This window comes from Solimonas sp. SE-A11 (genome assembly GCF_030345715.1).
Taxonomy (GTDB): domain Bacteria; phylum Pseudomonadota; class Gammaproteobacteria; order Nevskiales; family Nevskiaceae; genus Solimonas_A.
Genome location: NZ_JAUASX010000001.1, coordinates 644,348 through 665,783 on the forward strand (window position 1 = coordinate 644,348; position 21,436 = coordinate 665,783).

Below are 21,436 nucleotides of genomic sequence, written 5' to 3' on the forward strand. Positions count from 1 at the left end.
GGAGAACCCCATGACCGCCATCAATCACCAGATCCGCCTCGCCGCCCGCCCGGTGGGCCTGCCGCAGGAGAACGTCTGGCAGCGCACCGAAGAGCCCGTGCCCGAGCCGGCCGAGGGCCAGTTCCTGGTCAAGCTGCTGTACCTGTCGCTGGACCCGGCCATGCGCGGCTGGATGAACGACGGCAAGTCCTACGTGCCGCCGGTGGGCATCGGCGAAGTGATGCGCGCCGGTGCCGTCGGCCGCGTGATCGCCTCCAAGCATCCCAAGTTCGCCGTGGGCGAGCACGTGGTCAGCACCTTCGGCGTGCAGGAATACGCGCTGTCCGATGGCCGCGCCGTCACCAAGGTGGACCCCAAGCTGGCTCCGCTGCCGGTGTGGCTCGGCACGCTGGGCATGCCCGGCATGACGGCCTACTTCGGCCTGCTGGAAGTGGGCGAGGCCAAGGCCGGCGAGACCGTGGTGGTGTCCGGTGCCGCCGGTGCCGTGGGCGGCGTGGTGGGCCAGATCGCCAAGGTCAAGGGCTGCCGCGTGGTTGGCATCGCCGGCGGCGCTGACAAGTGCAAGTACGTGGTCGAGGAACTGGGCTTCGACGCCTGCATCGACTACAAGAACGAGGACGTGAAGAAGGGCCTCAAGCAGCACTGCCCCAAGGGCATCGACGTCTACTTCGACAACGTCGGCGGCGAGATCCTCGATGCCGCGCTGACGCAGATCACGCGCGGCGCGCGCATCGTCATCTGCGGCGCCATCTCGCAGTACAACAACACCACGCCGGTCACGGGCCCGAGCAACTACCTGTCGCTGCTGGTCAACCGCGCCAGCATGAAGGGCATGGTGGTGTTCGACTACGCCGACCGCTACGCCATCGCCGGCCGCGAAATGGCCGGCTGGCTCGCCGCCGGCAAGCTCAAGACGCGCGAGGACATCACCGAGGGCGGCATCCAGGTGTTCCCCGAGACGCTGCTCAAGCTGTTCCGCGGCGACAACACCGGTAAGCTGGTGCTGAAGATCGCGGAAGCCTGATCCTGCTCCCCCGTCATGCCGGCTTTCGCCGGCATGACGGGTTAAAGTAGGGCCATGAGTGATCTCAAGCCCATTTCCTACGCCGAGTTCGGCCACAACTTCATCCGGCAGGTGGTCAATGCCGGCCGCCTGAGCCAGGAGATCGAAGGCCTGCTGCAGGAGACCATCGACGGCTCGCTCAAGCGCATGCCGGCCGACCTGATCGTGGGCTCCTATTCCTTCCGCGTGCGCGACGTGCAGGTGGAGCCGCGGCTGGAGCTGCTGCCCAAGGTCGGCTTCCGGCTGGAACTGTTCGGCGACATGCTGCTGGAACTGCGCATCCTCAACATCCGCGCCGACGTCGACATCGACGTGCTGATCAACGTCGACCTCGACGTCGAGACCTACGAGCCACTGATCCTCAAGCTGGTGCCGCGCCCGGTCGTGCCCGAGCAGGTGCGCCTGCGGCTCGACGGCCGCAACCTGCCGGGTGGGCTGCTGCACCGCGCCCAGCTGCTGGAGCCGCTGGTGCGCGAGCAGATCGTGCGCCAGGTCAACAAGCGTATCGACAGCCCCTCGCTGGCCAAGGCCGCCACCATCGACGTGCTGAAGATGGCGCAATCCTCGCGCGTCTCCGGCAAGGCGCCGGAAGCGCCTGTGGCCGAGGTCGCCGGCCGGCCCCTGGACGGCGGGTCGCCGCAGGACACCAACTGACCATCGAACGCGGGTAGAATCGCGCCCCCTTTTCCGGCCACCCCCATGAAGCCCTACGCCGGCATCGACTTCGGTACCTCCAACTCCGCCGTCTGCCTGGGCGGGCAGGGCTCGCTCGGCCTGGTGCCGCTGGAGCAGGACCGCGTCACGCTGCCCAGCGCGGTGTTCTACAACGCCGACGAGCGCAGCACGGTGTTCGGCCGCCAGGCCATCGCCGAATACCAGGCCGGCTACAGCGGCCGCCTGCTGCGCTCGCTCAAGAGCCTGCTCGGCAGCGAGCTGCTGGGCGAGACCACGCTGGTCAACGGCAAGGCGGTGGCCTATCGCGAGATCATCGGCGGCTTCATTGCCCACCTGAAGCAGCGTGCCGAGGTACAGGCAGGCGCGCCCCTGGAGCGCGTGGTGCTGGGCCGCCCGGTGCATTTCGTGGACGACGACCCGGTGCGCGACGCCGCGGCCGAGACCTCGCTGCGCGAGATCGCCCTGGAGGCGGGTTTCAGCGAGGTGAACTTCCAGTACGAGCCCATCGCGGCCGCCTTCGACTACGAGACCGGCCTGTCCCGCGAGACCCTGGCACTGGTGGTGGACATCGGCGGCGGTACCTCGGACTTCTCCGTGGTGCGGCTCGGGCCCGAGCGCGCCGGCCGCCTGGACCGCACAGCCGACGTGCTGGCCAGTGGTGGCGTGCACGTCGCCGGCACGGACTTCGATCAGCAGCTGAGCCTGGTCTCGGTGATGCCCTGCCTGGGCCTGAACAGCACGGGGCGCGAGGGCAAGCCGGTGCCCTCGCACATCTACTTCGAACTGGCCACCTGGCACCGCATCAACTTCCTCTACACGCCCAAGGCCCTGTCGGAGGCCCTGACCCTGCGTCCCTTCTACAAGGCGCCGACCTTCCATGACCGCCTGATGAAGGTGCTGCGCGACCGCGAAGGCCACCGCCTGGCCGGCCTGGTGGAAGACGCCAAGGTGGCCATTGCCGACGGCGGCCGCCACAAGATCGATCTCGCCTTCGTCGAGAACGGCCTGATGACCACGCTCAACCAGCTCACCCTGTCCTTTGCCATCGACGACGCGCTGGCGCGCATCGTCGCCACCGCCCTGGAAACGGTGCGCAGCGCCGGGCTGACGGCGGAGCAGATCGACACCGTCTACATCACCGGCGGCTCCACCGGCATTCGCCTGCTGCGCGATGCCGTCGCCACGGCGTTCCCTGCGAGCGAGCAGGTGATCGGCGATCCCTTCGCCAGCGTGGCGCGTGGGCTGGGCGTGCATGCCCGCCGGCTCTATGGATAAAACATACCGGCCGCCCCTAAAGGGGCTGGATTTCGCGTAAATCTGGGCGTCATGAGGCATCGGCAAGCGGAAAGGCCGGTCTATGGCGGGGGCACGCGAGGGTCTGGGGTTCAGCTACGGCGAGCGCGAGGAATTCCAGCGCTCGTTCGAGCGCGCGGCCGCGCGCCTGCCGGGCATGTTCCGCTCCTTCTGGCACCGGTGGGAGGAAACCTCCGGGATTCCCCCCGAATTCATCGTCCATGCCGAGGACGGCACCCAGGTGCTGCGCGTGACCCGGCTCAATTCCGGCGGCTACCGTGCCGCCGGCGTGACCGGGCAGGGCTCGGTGATCTATGCCGTCGCCGCCCGCAGCATCACCGACGCCTTCAAGGCCGCCGGACTGCTCTGAACGATTCCCCGGTTTATTCGTGAAATGAAGCTCAGTTTGCGTCCCGTTGGGGGGGGGGCGCAGCGTATGATCGAAGCGCGTCGGTGGGGACCGACCGGGGACTTCGATGGGGATCGGGGACACACCGCAACACTTCAGTTATGTCGAGCGCCTGGAGTTCCAGCGCGTCTTCGACCTGGTGTCTACGCGCCTGCCGGCCATGTTCCGCCCGTTCTGGCATCGCTGGAGCCTGGTGGACGGTCCGCCGCAGGCCCTGGTGGTCCATGCCGACAACGACTCCGAGGTCCTGCGCGTCACGCGCCGCTTCACCGGCGCCTACCGGGTGGCTGGCGTCACCGCCGGCGGCGTGGTGGTCAGCTATGCCGAAGCCGTGCCGACCCTGATGGCGGCCGTGCGTGCGGCGGGGCTGCTTTAGGAGCCTCCAGAATTCCCAGCGCGGAAGCCCGCCTCCTTCTCCCCGCAAGCGGGGAGAAGGTGGCGCCTAGCGCCGGATGAGGGGCGCCCCACCAGGCTCCGCTACTTCTTCGCGTCCTTCTGCTGCGCCGCCAGCTCCTGTTCCAGGTCGTGGGCGCGCTTGATGATGTACTGCTGCAGCACCGCCTGGTAATCCGGCGGCAGCAGGTCGGCGAACACCGGCATGCCCTTCCGCGCGTAGGCGCCCGCCAGGATGCCGGCGAAGATCTGGTGCTTTTCCGGCGTCAGGTAGCGCAGGTCCGGCAGCACGCCGCCGCTGATCGCGTTGAAGCCATGGCAGACCGAGCAGTAGCCGTTGTACAGCGCGCGGCCCAGGGCCAGCTGTTCAGCCGTGGCCGTGACCGGCGGCGGCTTGGGCAGCGTGGCCAGCACGCGGGTCGGTGCCGGCATCTTCGCCTTGCCGCCCAGCTTGTAGGTCAGCACACGCGCTTCCGGGCGCACCTTGGCGACGTTGGCCATCGCCCCACCCAGCGCGAAGGCGCCGCCCCAGCCAGCCATGAAGGTCACATACTGCTCGCCGTCCACCGTGTAGGTCACCGGCCCGGCCATCACCCCGGTATTGGCGGGCGCCTCCCAGAGCTTCTTGCCGGTGTCCGCGGCATAGGCCACGGCACGGCCGTCGGCGCTGCCCTGGAACACCAGGTTGCCGGCGGTGCTCAGCGTGCCGCCGTTCCAGATTGTCACGTGCGGCTGGTCCCAGGCGGCCTTCTGAGCCACCGGGTCCCAGGCCAGCAGATGGCCCTTGTGGGCGTCGGCCACCTGCTGCATGCCCTTGGGGTCCTCGGGGATGTCGAAGGGCTGCAGGCCGACGTTGAAGATGCCCTTGCGCACGTACTTGGCGTTGTTGTCCGGCGCCAGCAGGATCAGCGTCTCCTGCATCGGGATATAGACCAGGCCGGTCTTCGGGTTGAAGGACATCGGCTGCCAGTTGTGCGCGCCGAAGGGCGAGGGGAAGATCAGCCGCGCTTCCTTGGTCCAGTCCGCCTCCGGGTTCTCCACCGGCCGGCCGGTCTTCATGTCTACGTGGCTGGCCCAGTTGGACGGCGCGAACTTCTCCGCCGAGATCAGCTCGCCGGTCTTGCGGTCGATCACGTAGAAGAACGCGTTCTTCGGCGCCTGCATCAGCACCTTGCGCAGCTCGCCCTTGATGCGCAGGTCCGCCAGGATGATGTGCTGCGTCGCGGTATAGTCCCAGGTGTCGCCCGGCGTGGTCTGGTAGTGCCAGACGTACTCGCCGCTGTCCGGCTTCAGCGCGATGATCGAGGACAGGAACAGGTTGTCGCCGCCGCCGGGGCTGCGCACCTTGCGGTTCCACATCGAGCCGTTGCCGGTGCCGATGTAGAGCAGGTCCAGTTCCGGGTCATAGGCCATCGAGTCCCACACCGTGCCGCCGCCACCCTGCTGCACGTAGGCGTCGCCGGCCCAGGTCTTCTGCGCCATCTCCATGGCCTTGTTCTCGGGCGGCTGCCTGGGGTCGCCCGGCACCGTGAAGAAGCGCCACAGCAGCTTGCCGCTGGCCGCGTCGTAGGCCGAGACATAGCCGCGCACGCCCATCTCGGCGCCGCCGTTGCCGATGATCACCTTGTCCTTCACCACGCGCGGCGCGCCGGTGATGGTGTAGCTGCGGTTGCGGTCGATCACCGTGTCGGTGGTCCAGGCCGGCTTGCCGGTCTTGGCGTCCAGCGCGATCAGCCGGCCGTCGAAGCTGCCGACGTAGACCTTGCCCTTCCAGGCCGCCACGCCGCGGTTGACCACGTCGCAACAGCCGTTGCCGGCCCACTCGCGTGGCACCTTGGGGTCGTACTTCCACAGCAGCTTGCCGCTGCGGGCATCCAGCGCATACACGATGGAATAGGCGCCGGTGGTGAACATGACGCCGTCCACCACGATCGGCGTGGCCTCCACGCCACGATCCACGTCCAGCTTGTAGGTCCAGGCCAGGCCGAGTTGGCCGACGTTGGCCTGGTCGATCTTCGCCAGGGGGCTGTAGCGCTGCTCGTCGTAGCTGCGGCCGTGCGACATCCAGTTGCCCGGCTCGCGGTCCGCCGCCTGGATGCGCGCGCCGTCCACCGGCGCCGCCGCCAGCGGGCCCGGGGCCAGCAGGAAAAGGAAAGCGACTGACGCCGCCGTGCACAGCGCCGTGATCGGGCTGGTAATTCTCATTTTCATTCTCCCCCGTTGCCGAGAGCCCTATCGTGTCTCAGCAAGGGGGCGATTGCCACCTACACCGTTGGGTGGGATTTTTATGCTGCGCTGCGGCAGATGGATGAGCCGCGGTACGGCCGCGGCTACTGCGAAAGCAGGAGGGCGGAGCAGGGGAGCGGGGGCGATACTCTCCGGCATCCACGCTCTTGGGGGAGAACCATGAAACGTACCGGCCTGGCGGCCCTTGCCCGCCGTGTCCTGCTGGCAGCCAGCACCGCACTGCTGCCCGTGCTCGTAGTGCAGGCAAATGCCAGCACTATCGACAACGCCGCCCTCAACAACGAGACCGACGGTGCCAACTGGGCGGCCTGGGGCCGTACCTTCAGCGAGCAGCGTTTCAGCCCGCTGGACCAGATCAACACGCAGACCGTGCCCAAGCTCGGCCTGGCCTGGTCGCTGGAGCTGGACGACGTCTGGAACGTCTCCAGCCAGCCGGTGGCCGTGGACGGCATCATCTACACCGCCGTGGGCTACAGCATCGTGCATGCCGTGGATGCCCGCACCGGCAAGCTGCTGTGGAAGTACGACCCCAAGGTGGAGTCGCGCAAGATGCGCTATGCCTGGGGCAGCCGCGGCCTCGCCTTCTGGAACGGCAAGGTCTACACCGGCGTGCAGGACGGCCGCCTGTTCGCGCTCGACGCCAAGACCGGCCAGCTGGTCTGGGAAGTGCAGACCAACACGCCGGGCGACAACCGTTACATCACCGGCGCGCCACGCATCTTCAACGGCAAGGTCATCATCGGCCACGGTGGCGCCGACTTCGGCGGCGTGCGCGGCTACGTCACCACGTATGACGCCGAGACCGGCAAGCAGCTGTGGCGCTGGTTCGTCGTGCCCGGCAACCCGGCCGACGGCTTCGAGAACAAGGCCATGGAAGAAGCCGCCAAGACCTGGAGCGGCGAGTGGTGGAAGTACGGCGGCGGCGGCACGGTCTGGAACGCCATGACCTACGACCCCGAGTACAACCGCATCTACCTGGGCACCGGCAACGGCTCGCCCTGGAATGCCCAGCTGCGCAACCCTGGCGGCGGCGACAGCCTCTATCTCTGCTCCGTGGTCGCGCTGGACGCCGACACCGGCGAGTACGTCTGGCACTACCAGACCACGCCGAACGAGACCTGGGACTTCAACTCCACGATGGACATGGTCAGCGCGACCATCGACATCGAGGGCAAGCCGCGCAAAGTGCTGATGCACGCGCCGAAGAACGGCTTCTTCTACGTGCTGGACCGCGAGAGCGGCAAGCTGATCTCCGCCGAGAAGATCGGCAAGGTCACCTGGGCCGAGAAGGTCGACATGGCCACCGGCCGCCCGGTGGAAGTGCGCGGCGCCCGCTACGAGAACGGCCCGGCGCTGACCTGGCCCGGCTCCGGCGGCGCGCACAACTGGCAGCCCATGGCCTTCAGCCCGGATACCGGCCTGGTCTACATCCCTGCGCGCGAGATGGCGGGCTTCTATGACGGTGAAGGCCGCAAGCCCGGCAAGTGGCAGATGACCCCGGGTGACGTGCTCGGCCTCAAGGGTTTCTTCGACGACATCCCCACCAGCGCCGGCAGCACCTCGCTGCTCGCCTGGAACCCGGTCACGCAGAAGGAGGCCTGGCGCAACCCGACCCCAGGCGCCACCGCCGGCGGCGTCATCGCCACGCACGGCGGCCTGGTGTTCCAGGGCCTGGCCGACGGCCGCTTCGTCGCCACCGACGCCGTCAGCGGCAAGGAGCTGTGGAGCTACCAGATGGGGGTGGGCACGCAGGCTCCGCCCCTGACCTACAGCGTGGACGGCAAGCAGTACGTCACCATCCTTGCCGGCTGGGGCGGCGCGCCCGCGCTGCTGGGCTCGCTCAGCGCCCAGCACGGCTGGGTCGGCCGCCAGTACCCCCGCCGCATGCTGACCTTCGCGCTGGACGGCAACGCCACGCTGCCGCCGTCACCCCCGCCGCTGGCCAAGGTGGAGCCACTCGCCGCCCCCGACTTCAAGATCGACCCGGTCCTTGCCGAGAAGGGCAAGCACGTCTACACCGGCTGCGTGATCTGCCACGGCACCGCCGCCGTCGCCGGCGGCTACGCCCCGGACCTGCGCGCCTCCCCGGTGCCGCTGTCGCATGACGCCCTCAAGGCTATCGTCCAGGGCGGTGCCCTGCAGTCCCGCGGCATGCCCAAGTTCGAGGAATTCACCGACGAGGACATCACCGCGCTGCAGCACTACCTGCGCGAGCGCGCTAACTACAAGCCCAGCTTCTGGGAGCAGGTGAAGCAGGTGTTCGGCTTCCTCTGGCTGATGATCAAGATGAAGCTGCTGGCGATGGGCTTGTTCTGATCGCAGGCTTGCGATGACACGAGGGCGGCGATGCGAATCGCCGCCCTTTTTCGTTAGGCGTCCATCGTCTTCATCCCCTCTCCCCGCAAGCGGGGAGAGGGCTACGAGGGCATGGATGCCCGAGGTAGGGCAACGCATGGAGCAGTTGCCGAGGGTGAGGGGCATGGATGCCCGAGGTAGGGCAGCGCAGGAGCCGTTGCCGAGAGGCGAGCTTGAAGGGACTAGCCCAACCGTTCGCCCTGAAGTCCTGAGCTTGTCGAAGGATCGAAGGGTGAACGCGACCGAGTAGCCGTCCATGGCGAGGCTTTAGTTACCTAATTTAGCCCCTGGGCGGCCATCCATGGCCGCGCTCAGTTAACCAGACCCACCAAAGAAATACGGAACTCCGTTATGAGTTCCCCAAGTAAGCGCGCAAACTATTCCCATCGAGCCAGGCCCCACGTTGGACACCCAACGACCGAGGCCCACCGAATACCGGGAACGATCTCACCCACCCGGCCCATACCCTCACGGCTCTCAGACTTCCCTGCAGTAGAACGATTGCCGGGCTAACCCAGTAGGGCTCTGCTAGCGCATCCGCGAACGAGTCCCGGGTCACACCTGCTGTCGGTGCTCATTAACAACTTGGTATTGCTGCCCGCCGGGTCCCTCCACCAGGGGAGCCCGCGCAGCGCAACGGCTGGCCGCAAGGCCAGGTCTGGCACGTGGCGAGCGCGATCTCTCCGGAGTCGGCCCGGCGGAGCAGGTTTTTATGGGTTGTCTAGTCAATAGATGTGGTGTACCTGGTGAACCGCATCTGTCGAAGCGAATGATGTGGCTTATTTCATTCGCCTCACCCTACCTTGCGCCATCACCATGGCTTCCACCAAGGCTTCTTCTTGATCTGCTGCTTTGTCAGTACGCCGCTCCTGAAGCGGCTCTCAAGAACGGATGAATACCTGGAGAAATCATGCGCACTCTCCGGAGCCACGTACATGAGCTCTCCAAAGTGTTCCGTGTAATCGTCCAGGTACAAGCCATCATCGCCGTAGTATTGCCCCGCGAAGCGATTGCCCTCGTCATTGAGCATGTCGTCGATCAGCTTGCCGTCGCAGTACTGGAAAAAGAACTCCGTGGCTGACAGGGTTCCGGCGATGACCTGCTTCACGGCCTCGGGTTCCTCGGTCTGGTGTAACTCACCGGCCCAACCCTTGATGAAACACCACTTCAGGAAGAGAGCGATGTGTGTGCCGCCATGTTCCTCGGGCTGCCCTTCGGGGAAGTTTCCGCCGTAGTGCCAGCTTGCATCGTCGTACTTCATGAGGGCTCCGGTGCCGGGGACGGTGGGCCGACGGATGGACAACGCCGGGGGTGGCTCTGGGCTACGATAAACCTCTCTGAGCCATCCTGCCTCGTCCCATGCGCAAAGAATACGGCGCCGCGCTACGCGAACTCTTCGCGGCCCGCATGAAAGCGGAGTTCCCGGCCTGGCGTGAAGTGCCTGCGCCCAAGACCTGGTTCTTCCCCGGCGAGCGCCTGTATGTCCGCGACGATCACCCCGCGGCTTGGCAGGTCATCGTGCTGCAGCCCGACATGAAGGACCACGACAGCTTCGACATCGAGATCGGCTGGTCGCGCCTGAAGCGCGTGCCGGAGTTGTCGATGCGGCCCAGCCTGGAGTCACCGGACAGCGCTGAAGCACTGGCGCGTGAGGAGTATATCTGCCGTCTGAGTAGCCTGATACCCGCACGCGACCAGCCGGCGCCAGGGTGGATTCTCGATCCGCGTACTTATTCCACCGACTTCAACCAGATCATGGCGGCGATGACCGAAAGGCAGGTGAAGCTGACCAAGGAGCAGGCGCGTGCCGCGATGACGCCCTTCGTGGACGAAGCCTTTGCGGTGCTGGGCGACCGTGGCCTGTCCTGGCTGGAAAGTCGCCTAGCCGCCTAGCCGCCGCGCGCCCGGAACTCCCCCGGCGAAGCCCCGTTCCACGCCCGGAACGCCCGCGCGAAGTTTGCCAGCGAGCTGTAGCCCAACTGCTGCGCGATATCCGTAAGCGTCAGCCGCGGATCTTCCAGCAGGCGCAGGCTGTCGCGTTGTCGCGCTTCGGCCAGCAGTTCGCGGAAGCCGCTGCCGCGCTTTTCCAGTTGCCGGTTCAGCGTGCGCGTGGAGGTATGCAGGCGCTTCGCCACCTGTTCCAGCGTGGGATAGCGGGTGCCGTCGTTCACCAGCACCGCGCGCACCTGGTTGACCAGGTCGCGGTTGCGGCTGAGCAGGGAGAGCTCGCGCTCGCACTCGCGCTCGGCCAGCAGGGCGGAGACCTGGTCGGCGGTGCGCAGCGGCATGTCGAGATAGGCCGCCGGCACTCGGATCTGGGTGCAGGACGTGGAGAAGCGGGCCCGCGGCAGGCGCTCGCGGTAGCGAGCGTGGTACTCCGGCTCCGGGTAGTCGAACAACAGCTCGATCTCCGGGTCGGGCACCGGCAGCAACTGCTGCGCGATGGAGTACATGCTCACCACCAGTTGCTCGCAGGAGAAGCGCCGCAGGCTGCCATGGGCGATGGCCTCCTGGCCTTCCATCACGGCGTGGTCGCCGTCCTCGTAGAAGCGCAGCTGCCAGGCCGGCATGCGCAGCGTGGCTCCGAAGCGCTGGGCGAACGTGAGCATGTCGCGGAAGCGGGCCTGGCTCATCAGGCCGTAGCCGAGGATGCCGTGCGTCGTCAGCGTGGCCCGCAGGCCGAACTCGTAGCCCAGGGCGGGCTCGCCGGTGTGCTTCAGGGCGCGGATGCAGAGGCGGGCGTAGTCGTCGAGTAGGCTGATGCGGGCGTCCGGCTTCTGCAACAGCTCGGGGGTGATGGCCAGGCCGTCCAGCAGGGTCTCCCGCCGCACGCCGTAGCCGGCGGCTATGTCCAGCATCAGCAGCACGTAGCTGACGGGGACGGTGGGGACGATTAGGTCGTTGGCTCGCATACCTGGATTTTAGGTGTGGCGAGAAATGAATGCGAGATTGTCCGGAGATGAGAAGCGGGCCGGCCCCTGCCGGGCCGACAATGCGGCATACAACATCGACAGGGTCGCGGCCGCGCCGCAGGCCCCCTGTGCCCGAGGAGAGTCATTTGCTGAAGAATGCCGCCATTGCCCTGGCCGCGGCCGGGACCCTGCTGCTTGCGTCCTGCGGATCGAGCACCGCCCCCAGCGGCGGCGGGGGCCGCAGCGTAGTGGACGCCGCCCCCTGCGCCCGCTCCACAGCCCCCGAGGCCCAGGGCATGCCCAGCACCGAGCGCATCTACGGCTGGATCGAGGACCTGGTGGGCATCGGCTACCGTCGCACCGGCACGCTGGAAGGCGAAAAGGCCGCGGCCTATGTGAAGTGCCAGTTCGAGTCCCTGGGCCTGCAGGACGTCCACTACGAGACGGCCAAATCCTGGAACTGGAGCGCCACCCGTTCTAGCCTCAAGGTCAACGGGGAGGCGGTGGACAGCTTCCCGGTGGCGCACACCTACGTCACGGTGGATCAACCCTCGGTGTTCTCCACGGGGCCCAACGGTTTGTCGGCCGAGATCGTGGATATCGGCTCCGGCGTGCCGCTGCGTTCGGTCAAGGGCAAGATCGTGATGTTCGATCTCAAGTTCCTGATGCCGCCGGCGCTGCTGGCGCTGCAGATCGAGTTCCTGTGGGATCCGGGCTTGACCACACTCGAGCCGACTCTGGTGATCGGCAATCCCTTCGTCACCTCCTACGCCAGTACGGTGGAGCGGGCGATGGAGGATGGTGCGGTGGGCTTCATCGGCGTGCTCAGCGACTACTTCGACTCCAACAAGTACTACAACGAGTTCTACCGCCGCACGCAGGTGACGATCCCCGGCGTGTGGGTGACCAGGAAGGAAGGCGCGCGCATTCGCGAGATGACCGCCAGCGGCGTGCCGGCCAGCGCCAACATGGTCATGGAGGGTTTCCGCAAGGAAGCCATCGGCCGCGCGGTGGTGGGCTTCCTGCCGGGCAAGAGCAAGGACACGATCATGGTGCAGTCGCACCACGACTCGGTGTTCTACGGCGCGGTGGAGGACGGCAGCGGCACGGCCGCGGTGCTGGCGCAGGCGCAGTACTACGCCTCGCAGCCGGCTGATTCGCGCCAGAAGACCATGATGTTCGCCACTTTCGACACGCACTTCAGCGGCTACCAGGTGCACCGCGAGTTCGTGCGCAAGTACGTCATCGACAAGGAGACGCCCTACAACATCGTCGCCAACGTCACGCTGGAGCACATCGGCAAGCAGGGTATCAAGGGTGCCGACGACAAGCTGGAAATCACCGACAAGCCCGAGCTGCGCGCGATCATCGAGAACATGGGGCCCACGCTGAAGCTCAGCATGATCAACTCGGTGATCCGTCACGACCTGCGGCGTACGGCACTGATCTCCGGGCATGTGCTGTGTCCGATCGGCGCGCTGCCGACCGACGCCGGTTTCATCTGTGCCGCCGGCGTGCCCACGGCCAGCCTGATCGCGGGCCCCAACTACCTGTACGACTTGGCCGACACGCTGGACAAGGTGGCCAAGGATGACCTGGTGCCCGTCACCAAGGTGTTCATCGACCTGATCGATGCCATCGACTCCACGCCGACGGCTCTGATCGGCCTGCCGCTGAAGTCGCCGCTGTACGAAAGCGGCTCGCAGGACTGATCGGGCCATGAGGATCGCAGCCGTCGCGTGGCTGGCCCTGTTGCTCTGTGCCTGCGGCCCCGCGGGCGAGGGCGGCGATCCCGCCGGGAGCTTCGGGCTGAAGCGCGGCGCCGGGCCAGACGGCAGCTTCTACCCGCCGCCCGCGGACGGCAGCGGCAAGAGCCTGGCGACGCGCTGGCCGATCCTGCTGTCGCACCCCTTCTCCTACACCGCGGAGCGCTCCTTCCGCGGTGACACGCAGCAGCCCGGCGGCGGCTTCGACGCCTATGGGGTCAAGGCCATGCTGGAAGCGGGTGGCGCGGTGGTGTACCAGCCGGACAAGCTGGCTTACGCCTCGCACGAGACGCGTGGCCAGTTGCTGTACAAGAAGTGCGCCGGCAGCAGCGTGGCCGAGCTGCTGTGCCAGGGGCGCAATCCCCGGGTGATCGACGGCGTGCATGCGGCCACGCTGGATTATTGCGCCGATGCCGCGCGGCGCGCGCGCAGCGGTTTCGCCGACGAGGCCTCCTGCCGCCGCGGCCTGCAGTTCAACGTCATCTGCCATTCGCAGGGCTGCCCGGACTCGCGCTACATGCTGGCGGCCGTGCGCAACGAGTTCAGCGGCGACCCCATGCACCGGCACGTGGCGAGCTGGACCTCCATGGCCGGCGCCAACAAGGGCACGGCGCAGGCGGACTGGATCCTCAAGGTCACGGCGTCCTGCCTGACGCCGGGTTGCCGCTCGCCGCTGGTGGACCTGGCGCTGGCGGCGGACTCCTACCGGCAGAACCAGGCACTGGTGGTCAATGGCAGCGAGTCGGCGGTGGCGCTGTCGCGCAAGTACATGATGATCACCACCGACATGGACTGCGAGCCCGGCTTCGGCAAGACCTGCCCGCCCAGCTTCAACCAGCGCTACCCGCTGCCGATGGACGCGGCCCACCCGGTGTTCTACCAGAGCTTCACCTCGCAGGTGGACGACATCGACCACCCCTGCTACTCGGGCAAGAAGTTCAACTGGCAGATCGTCATGGATGGCGAGGGTCCCAACGACGGCAACATCTCGGTGGACTCGCAGAAGTTCACCACCTACGGCCCCGAGGGCAGCGGCGGCGCCACGCCCGTGCTGCCGCGCTGGATCAGCGGCGTCTCTCTGGACCCCACCCGCCCGCACCCAGGGCTCAATCACATGGCCTATGCCGACTCGCGCGTGCCCGGCATGGACGAGGGCCGCATGAGCTGCAACGGCGAGGACAACAGCCTGTTCCGCTTCAGCCGCCTGGGCCTGTACCGCGACATCGTGGCGGAGCTGGCGCAGCGGGGCTACTGAGCCTGTCCTTGTGCGAGCCTGCCAGGCCTTGGCACTCTAGTTCCCGGGAGAAGCACACCTCCGGACAGGGATCACCATGCGCTACCAGGGCCGCATCATCGAGTGGAACGACGCCAAGGGCTTCGGCTACATCGAATGGCATGGAGCGAGCGACAAGCTGTTCCTGCACATCAGTGCCTTTGCCGACCGCAGCCGCCGGCCGCGCCTGGGTGACATCGTCACCTACGAGGCCGAGCGCGATCCGCAGGGCCGCCACCGGGCGGTCAAGGTCGCCTTTCCGGCCAGCGCCTCGCGCCCGCGGGATGATCCGGCGCGCCACGTCCGCCAGGAGCGTCGCCGGTCCGGGGGTGGCTGGCTGGGGGGCGTGATCATTGCGTCCATCTTTGCCGGCGGCCTGCACCTGTACTCGGGCTACCAGCAGGCCCGGCAGCCCGAGCTGGGGCCTGAGGTGACCGAGCCGGTGCAGTCCTTCGTGAAGCCGGTGCCGGTACGGGCGCCGGGCTTCAGTTGCGATGGCAAGGTCTACTGCTCCGAGATGAGCTCCTGCGACGAGGCGCGCTACTACCTGGCGCACTGCCCCGGCGTGAAGATGGACGGCGACGGAGACGGCAAGCCCTGCGAGAAATGGTGCGGGTACTGACCCGGCTGGTGTAGCGCCGTTCGGTGACGCCCCTTTCCAGGGGGGCGGGAGGGGTGGGTGGGGCGGGGGCCGCCCGGCCGGAAGGCTGGTATCGTTCCGTAACCAAAGCCTCCGGAGGGTCAGGCAGCGCCATGACCGGTACCTACGATCCAGCCCTTGTCGCCCTCTCCCTGCTGGTGGCCATTCTCGCGTCCTATGCGGCCCTGAGCCTGGCCGCGCGGGTGACGGAGAGCCGGGACAGCGCCACCCTGGGCTGGATCGTCGGCGGTGCCCTGGCGATGGGGGCAGGCATCTGGACCATGCATTTCATTGGCATGCTGGCCTTCAGCCTGCCGATCGCCATGGCTTTCGAGCTGAAGCTGACCGCCGTCTCCATGGCCTATGCCGTGGTGGCTTCGGCCATCGCCCTGACCGTTACCAGCCGGCCGCAGCTGCGCCTGCATTACCTGTTGGGCGGTGGCCTGGTCATGGGCGCGGGCATCTGCGCCATGCACTACACCGGCATGGCCGCCATGCGCATGTCGCCGCCAATCCGCTACGACACCGGCCTGTTCCTGTCCTCGTTCGCCATCGCGGTGGGGGCCTCGGTGGTGGCGCTATGGCTCGCCTTCAACCTGCGCTCGCGCAGCGAGGGCACGGTGATCAAGCGCCTGGCCGCGTCCGCCATCATGGGCGTGGCCATCGCCGGCATGCACTACACCGGCATGAGCGCCGCGCAGTTCTCGCCCGGTGCCATGTGCCTGGCCGGCGGCGGTCCCTTCGCTCTGCAGGGTGACTCGCTGGCCTTCGTCATCGCCGGCGTGGTGGTGGGCCTGCTGGTGCTGGCGCTGATCGCCTCCACCGTGGACGCCCGGCTGTCGCAGCGCCGCGCCGTGATGATTGCCCGCCTGGAGAAATCGAACGAGGACCTGCAGCACCAGGTCGAGGCCCGCGAGCAGGCGCAGGCGGCGCTGAGCCAGAGCCTGGCCGAGCAGCAGCGGCTGGCTGAGATCCTGCAGACCCGCAGCGCCGAACTGGAGCGCTCCAACCGCGAGCTGGAGCAGTTCGCCTACGTGGCCTCGCACGACCTGCAGGCGCCGCTGCGCACCGTCAACGGCTTCGTGCAGTTGCTGGAGCGCAAGCTGCCGCAGGCCGAGGGCGAGGTGCGCGAGTACCTGAGCTTCATCTCCGAGGCCTCCAACCAGATGCGCGAATTGATCCGCGCCCTGCTGGAGCTGTCGCGCGTCGGCCAGAACGGCGTGCATGCCACGGATTTCCAGCTGCGCGAGGCGGTGGATGCCGCGCGCCTGGCGATGAAGGCGCTGATCGAGGAGCGCGGCGCGGTGATCGAGACCGGCGAGCTGCCCCAGGTGCATGCCGACCGCCCGCTGGTCACGCAGCTGCTGCAGAACCTGATCAACAACGCCATCAAGTTCCAGCCGCAGTCCCGCCCGCTGGTACGCATCGGCGCCTCGTGCGAGCCGGGAGAGTGGGTCGTGTCCGTGGAGGACCAGGGCATCGGCATCGAGGAGATGCACCAGAAGCGCATCTTCCAGATCTTCCAGCGCCTGCACACCTCGGACCGCTTCGAGGGCAACGGCATCGGCCTGGCCATCTGCGAGAAGATCGTGCATCTGCACGGCGGCCGCATCTGGGTCTCGTCAGAGATCGGCAAGGGCGCCACCTTCTCCTTCACGCTGCCGCGCCGGGAGGCTGAGCCGCCACCGCAGCCGCTGGAAGCAGCCTAGGGAAGCTCTGACCTCATTTGCCGTTCGCCCTGAGCTTGTCGAAAGGTAGGCGGCAACGGATTGAGAGACCTGGCGGGTAGCCCGCCGATGCTTCGATCCTTCGACAGGCTCAGGACTTCAGCACGAACGGACTTCTTCAGGGGCTCGGCCTTGCCCCCGGCCGCAGGAGGGTTTCTCTTCGCGGCACGCGCCGGGCTGGACGCCGCCATCCGCATGCTATTGTGGTTCCCATAACGAGACGGCCGCCCAGCGCCGCGAGCCCTACAGAGGAGAGTGACAGCATGTACAGCCCCCCGCGTGCGCGGAACAGCGCCTGCCGTTGCCGCGTCCCTCATCGATGGGCCGGCGGTTGGCCGATGCCCCGGCTTTGAGCATGGCCGCGCGACGTTCCCTGGGTATCGCCGTGGTGCTGGTTCTTGCCGGCCTGGCCACGCTGGCGGTGCAGCAGCAGCTTGCACTGCGATCCGTGCGGGCCGAGTTGGCCGCGGTGGCGGGCAGCCCCATCGACGTCGGCTTCGCGCAGTCCATGAGCCTGCATCACCAGCAGGCCATCGCCATGTCCAAGTTCATGCTGGACGGGCGGCCCACCGGCCTGGGCCGGCTGGCGCAGACCATCGCCGACGCACAGATCGCCGAGTTGGGCCAGATGTACGGCTGGCTGCGCCTGTGGAACCAGCCCTTCGTGCCGCCCACGCGCGGCATGGACTGGATGCTGCTCGGCAGCGAGCCGCCCGACGCGGCGCTGAGCAAGTACCTGCTGGATTGTAGCCGCTCGCCCACCGGCATGACCGGCCTGGCCACGCCGGAACAGATCAACCGCCTGCGCCAGATCGAAGGCGCCGAGCGTGACCGGCATTTCCTTACGCTGATGCTGGCGCACCACGAGGGCGGGGTGCCCATGGCGCGCTTCGCCGCGGACAACGGCCGCGTGGCGGCGGTGCGCGAACTGGCGGCGCGAGTGGTGATGGAGCAGTCGCGCGAGATCGACATGATCCAGCGGATGCTGGCGATCCTGGCGCAGCAGGCCGCGGACGGCGGCGCCTCCGCAGGCGGCGCATCGAAGTAGAGCATCGAAAAACGCATTGAGACAACGGGCCGCCCACGCGGCGGTGCATGGAGACGCAGCATGGCAGTGAAATCCCCCCTGGTTCCGGCATTTCTGGTGGCGCTGTCCGCTGGCCTGGCGTCCTGCGGCTCCAGCAGTTCGGTGGCCGATGCCCCGCTGGAGGGCGCCACTCCCAGGGCCTCCTGCGGTGAAGGCTCCCTGCCCGAGACCGGCATGCAGGGGCGGGTGACGAAGGCCGACCACGACAGCGGCCGCGCGGCGCAGGGCTACACCTGCAACACCGAACTGGTGGGCAGCTACATGGTGCCCAATGCCATCGGCACCGTGGGCGGCTTCAAGGTGGAGCGCTACATCGACAAGGCCGGTCGCGAGTGCGCCTACTACGACAGCACGCTGCTGTTCCCCACCAACATCCTCGACGCCAACGTCGGCGTGAACGTGCTGGACATGAGCGATCCGGCCAAGCCGGTGCTGACGGCGCGCTTGATCAGCCTGGCCATGCTGTCGCCGCATGAATCGCTGGTGGTGTCGCAGCAGGCCGGCGTGCTGGCGGCGGTGATGGGCAGCCCGCTGGCCTATCCGGGCATCGTGGACGTCTACGACATCGCCGAGGACTGCCGCAGCCCCAAGCTGCGCGCTTCCGCGCCGGTGGGCGTGCTGGGCCACGAGAGCGGCATGTCGCCCGACGGCAAGACCTTCTTCTCCGCCACGCCGATGATCCCCACTCTGACCGCGGTGGACATCTCCAACCCCTCGCTGCCGCTGCCGATCTGGAGCGGCGGCTACAGCTCGCACGGCCTGTCGATCAGCGACGACGGCAACCGCGCCTACCTGGCCTATGGCCAGAACACCGGCGTAGTGGTGTTGGACATCTCCGAGATCCAGGCGCGCAAGCCCAACCCCAAGGTGCGTGAAGTGAGCCGCCTGGACTGGGACAACCGCAGCATCCCGCAGAACGCCATTCCGTTCACGCGCAACGGCAAGCCCTACCTGCTGGAGATCGACGAGTATTCCACCAACAACCCCGGCAGCCTGGGCGTGGCCCTGCACGGCCGCTACGTGGGCGCCGGCCGCATCATCGACATCGGCGACGAGACCGCGCCGAAGATCATCTCCAACCTGCGCCTGGAAGTGCACGAGCCGGAGAACCGCGACGCCATCGCCGGCGACCCCGGCGCCATGAATCCCATCGGCGGCTACGCCGGCCACTACTGCAACATCCCCACGCGCGTGAACCCGGACATCGCCGCCTGCAGCATGATCCTGTCGGGCCTGCGCATCTTCGACATCCGCGATCCGCATCGCCCGCGCGAGATCGCCTACTACAACGCCCCGATCCAGCCGCGCATCATCACCGTGCCGGCGCCAGCCAGTAACTGGGCCATGTCCAGCCCGTCCTTCGTGCCCGAGCGCAAGGAGATCTGGTACACCGACGGCTTCAGTGGCTTCTACGCCATCCGCGTCACCAACGGCGTCTGGTAGGTATGCAGGGCGCCGTTGGGGCGGATTTACCGCCCCCGGCGCCCGGCTTTTCATCCGGCTGCCATCTTCGGCGGCAAGACTGACCCCTTCTTTCAATTTGGGGTCGTAGCATGCCGCCGTTCACGCGCCGCGCCTTTGTCGTTGCGACGGGCGCGACCCTGGTCAGCCTGCTCTCCGGTTGCGGCAACAGCGATGACCGCGAGGATGGCGACGGCGGCCTCGACGCCGCCGACTTCACCCATGGCGTCGCCAGCGGTGATCCGCTGCCCGATGCCGTCATGCTGTGGGCGCGCGCCGTGCCCGCCACGGCCGCCGCCCGCAGTGCGCGCCTGCACTACGTGGTGGCACGCGACCCGGGCCTGACGCAGGTGGTGCTGCGCGGTAGCGTCACCAGCGCCGCCGAGCGCGACTGGACCGTGAAGCTGGACCTGCGCGACTTGGCGCCCGACACCGCGTATTACTATTGCTTCGAATCCGCCAGCGCCCGTTCGCCGGTCGGCCGCGCGCGCACCGCGCCGCTGGGCGGGGTGGCGCGCCTGCGTCTGGCCTTCGTCACCTGCTCCAACTACGTCGCCGGCTACTTCCACGCCTACCGCCGCGTGGCCGAGCGCAGCGACCTGCACGCCGTGGTGCACCTGGGCGACTACATCTACGAGAACGGCAGCCAGGACCAGGTGCGGCCCCATGAGCCGGCGAAGGAACTGGTCGGTCTGGCTGACTATCGCCAGCGCTACGCCCAGTACCGCGCCGACGCCGACCTGCAGGAACTGCACCGCCAGCATCCCATGATCTGGATCTGGGACGACCACGAGGTGGCCAACAACGCCTGGAAGGACGACGCCGAGGCCCACGACGCCGACACCGAAGGCTCCTATGCCGAGCGCCGTTTCGCGGCCATGCAGGCGGCCTTCGAGTGGATGCCGATCCGAGCGCCGGATGCCGCGGACCCTTCGCGCGTCTGGCGCGGCTTCCGCTTCGGCGACCTGGCCGACCTGACCATGATCGACGCGCGCCACCACGGCCGCGACGCGCCCCTGCCGCCCAACAGCCTGTTCGGTGACGCCGTGCCGGTGTTCACCCAGAGCGGTGACTTTGCCGATGCCTCGCGGCACATCCTGGGGCCGGTGCAGGAGGCCTGGCTGGGCGGACAGCTCGCCGCCAACACCGCGCATTGGCAGCTGATCGGCAACCAGGTGTACTTCTCGCCGCTCAAGCTGCTCGGCGGGCCGCGCGCGCTGGGCGGCGGCGGGCTGTACCTCTCCAACGACAAGTGGGACGGCTACGACCCGGCGCGCTCGCGCGTGCTCGAGATGATCCGCGCGCGCAGCGGCGGCAACGTGGTGATCCTGACCGGCGACGCCCACGAGGCCTATGCCTTCGAGGTCACCGACGATCCCAACGGCCTGGGCTACCAGCCGTTGAGTGGGCAGGGTTCGGCGGCGGTGGAGTTCGTGGCCACCTCCATCACCTCGCGCGGCGACCTGCCGGCCGGCAACGGTCCCACGGCCCTGCTCGCGCAACTCGCCGCCAATGCCGAGCAACTGCTGCGGCTGACCAACCCGCACCTGAAGTACTACCAGAACACGCTCAACGGCTACCTGCTGCTGGATATCACCCCCGAGCGCCTGCAGGCCGAGTTCTGGATGGTGCCGCGCGTGACCGAGCGCAACGACGAGCAGGCCCTGACCCAGGCCTTCACGGTGCAGAGCGGCAGCAATCACCTGGTGTCGTCGCGCCAGGCCAGCGAGCCCATCACTGGCGGGCCGGCCGCTGCCCCCTGAATCCCGGGGCCAAGGCTCCTGCTTGAAATCCCGGCACGGCGGCACCATCTTTGACCAAAAGCAAGCAGCAGCAGAGAGGGCCATGGCCACCGGTTGGGCGCGCGAGGGTGCGGTGCAGGAGCAGATCGATGCCACGGTCTCCGACGCCATTGCCCGTGCCCGCAGCGGCCTCTCCGCGGGCCCCAGCCTGAGCCACTGTGCAGAATGCGAGGCCGGGATTCCCGAGGGCCGCCGCCTGGCCATTCCCGGGGTGCGCCTTTGCGTGGACTGCCAGGAGGCGCAGGACCGCCAGTCCGGTACCTTCAGCGGCTACAACCGCCGCGGCAGCAAGGACAGCCAACTGCGCTGAGTTGGCGTTGAGGGCTGCAGGGC

Annotated in this window: 18 protein-coding genes; 15 read left to right on the forward strand and 3 right to left on the reverse strand. The window is 67.7% G+C overall.

Annotated elements, in window-relative coordinates:
• The first annotated feature begins 10 nt into the window (after nt 1-10).
• The 5 genes from QT386_RS03145 (at nt 11) to QT386_RS03165 (ending at nt 3,816) form a co-directional block, all read left to right on the forward strand.
• Nucleotides 11-1,024 carry an NADP-dependent oxidoreductase gene (locus QT386_RS03145; RefSeq protein ID WP_289272281.1) on the forward strand — a complete coding sequence of 338 codons (1,014 nt, stop codon included), beginning with the start codon at nt 11-13 and terminating at the stop codon, nt 1,022-1,024.
• Nucleotides 1,025-1,078: 54 nt separating this feature from the next.
• Nucleotides 1,079-1,717, forward strand: a complete 639-nt coding sequence (locus QT386_RS03150; RefSeq protein WP_289272282.1) for a hypothetical protein — start codon at nt 1,079-1,081, stop codon at nt 1,715-1,717.
• A 45-nt stretch (nt 1,718-1,762) separates the two neighbouring features.
• Nucleotides 1,763-3,013, forward strand: a complete 1,251-nt coding sequence (locus QT386_RS03155; RefSeq protein WP_289272283.1) for an Hsp70 family protein — start codon at nt 1,763-1,765, stop codon at nt 3,011-3,013.
• An 82-nt stretch (nt 3,014-3,095) separates the two neighbouring features.
• Nucleotides 3,096-3,401, forward strand: a complete 306-nt coding sequence (locus QT386_RS03160) for a hypothetical protein (RefSeq protein ID WP_289272284.1) — start codon at nt 3,096-3,098, stop codon at nt 3,399-3,401.
• 106 nt (nt 3,402-3,507) lie between these two features.
• Nucleotides 3,508-3,816 carry a hypothetical protein gene (locus QT386_RS03165; protein ID WP_289272285.1) on the forward strand — a complete coding sequence of 103 codons (309 nt, stop codon included), beginning with the start codon at nt 3,508-3,510 and terminating at the stop codon, nt 3,814-3,816.
• Between the two features lie 101 nt (nt 3,817-3,917).
• On the opposite strand, the gene QT386_RS03170 is transcribed toward QT386_RS03165, so the two are convergent.
• Entirely contained in the window at nt 3,918-6,038 is a 2,121-nt protein-coding gene (locus QT386_RS03170; protein ID WP_289272286.1) for a PQQ-dependent dehydrogenase, methanol/ethanol family, read from the reverse strand.
• A gap of 201 nt (nt 6,039-6,239) precedes the next feature.
• Here QT386_RS03170 and QT386_RS03175 point away from each other — a divergent pair, with 201 nt between their 5' ends.
• Nucleotides 6,240-8,396 carry a PQQ-dependent dehydrogenase, methanol/ethanol family gene (locus QT386_RS03175; RefSeq protein ID WP_289272287.1) on the forward strand — a complete coding sequence of 719 codons (2,157 nt, stop codon included), beginning with the start codon at nt 6,240-6,242 and terminating at the stop codon, nt 8,394-8,396.
• A gap of 850 nt (nt 8,397-9,246) precedes the next feature.
• Here QT386_RS03175 and QT386_RS03180 read toward each other — a convergent pair.
• Complete coding sequence (locus tag QT386_RS03180; protein ID WP_289272288.1) at nt 9,247-9,696, reverse strand: hypothetical protein; 450 nt, start codon at nt 9,694-9,696, stop codon at nt 9,247-9,249.
• A gap of 98 nt (nt 9,697-9,794) precedes the next feature.
• On the opposite strand from QT386_RS03180, the gene QT386_RS03185 reads away from it, so the two are divergent.
• Complete coding sequence (locus QT386_RS03185; protein ID WP_289272289.1) at nt 9,795-10,328, forward strand: hypothetical protein; 534 nt, start codon at nt 9,795-9,797, stop codon at nt 10,326-10,328.
• Here the strand turns inward: QT386_RS03185 and QT386_RS03190 are convergent.
• Entirely contained in the window at nt 10,325-11,347 is a 1,023-nt protein-coding gene (locus QT386_RS03190; protein ID WP_289272290.1) for an AraC family transcriptional regulator, read from the reverse strand. The genes QT386_RS03185 and QT386_RS03190 overlap by 4 nt on opposite strands.
• Nucleotides 11,348-11,493: 146 nt before the next feature.
• On the opposite strand from QT386_RS03190, the gene QT386_RS03195 reads away from it, so the two are divergent.
• The 8 genes from QT386_RS03195 to QT386_RS03230 all read left to right on the forward strand — a co-directional run bounded on the left by QT386_RS03195 (nt 11,494) and on the right by QT386_RS03230 (nt 21,413).
• Complete coding sequence (locus tag QT386_RS03195) at nt 11,494-13,059, forward strand: M28 family peptidase (RefSeq protein ID WP_289272291.1); 1,566 nt, start codon at nt 11,494-11,496, stop codon at nt 13,057-13,059.
• A gap of 7 nt (nt 13,060-13,066) precedes the next feature.
• Nucleotides 13,067-14,368, forward strand: a complete 1,302-nt coding sequence (locus QT386_RS03200) for a hypothetical protein (protein WP_289272292.1) — start codon at nt 13,067-13,069, stop codon at nt 14,366-14,368.
• Nucleotides 14,369-14,444: 76 nt separating this feature from the next.
• Entirely contained in the window at nt 14,445-15,008 is a 564-nt protein-coding gene (locus QT386_RS03205) for a cold shock domain-containing protein (protein ID WP_289272293.1), read from the forward strand.
• Nucleotides 15,009-15,139: 131 nt separating this feature from the next.
• Nucleotides 15,140-16,735 (forward strand): MHYT domain-containing protein, encoded by a 1,596-nt coding sequence (locus QT386_RS03210; protein WP_289272294.1) that lies wholly within the window; start codon nt 15,140-15,142, stop codon nt 16,733-16,735.
• 373 nt (nt 16,736-17,108) lie between these two features.
• Nucleotides 17,109-17,801: a DUF305 domain-containing protein gene (locus QT386_RS03215; protein ID WP_289272295.1), complete on the forward strand. Its 693-nt coding sequence runs from the start codon at nt 17,109-17,111 to the stop codon at nt 17,799-17,801.
• 60 nt (nt 17,802-17,861) lie between these two features.
• Nucleotides 17,862-19,283 carry an LVIVD repeat-containing protein gene (locus QT386_RS03220; RefSeq protein WP_289272296.1) on the forward strand — a complete coding sequence of 474 codons (1,422 nt, stop codon included), beginning with the start codon at nt 17,862-17,864 and terminating at the stop codon, nt 19,281-19,283.
• A 110-nt stretch (nt 19,284-19,393) separates the two neighbouring features.
• Nucleotides 19,394-21,064, forward strand: a complete 1,671-nt coding sequence (locus tag QT386_RS03225) for an alkaline phosphatase (protein WP_289272297.1) — start codon at nt 19,394-19,396, stop codon at nt 21,062-21,064.
• A gap of 82 nt (nt 21,065-21,146) precedes the next feature.
• Nucleotides 21,147-21,413, forward strand: a complete 267-nt coding sequence (locus tag QT386_RS03230; RefSeq protein WP_289272298.1) for a DksA/TraR family C4-type zinc finger protein — start codon at nt 21,147-21,149, stop codon at nt 21,411-21,413.
• Nucleotides 21,414-21,436: the final 23 nt, after the last annotated feature.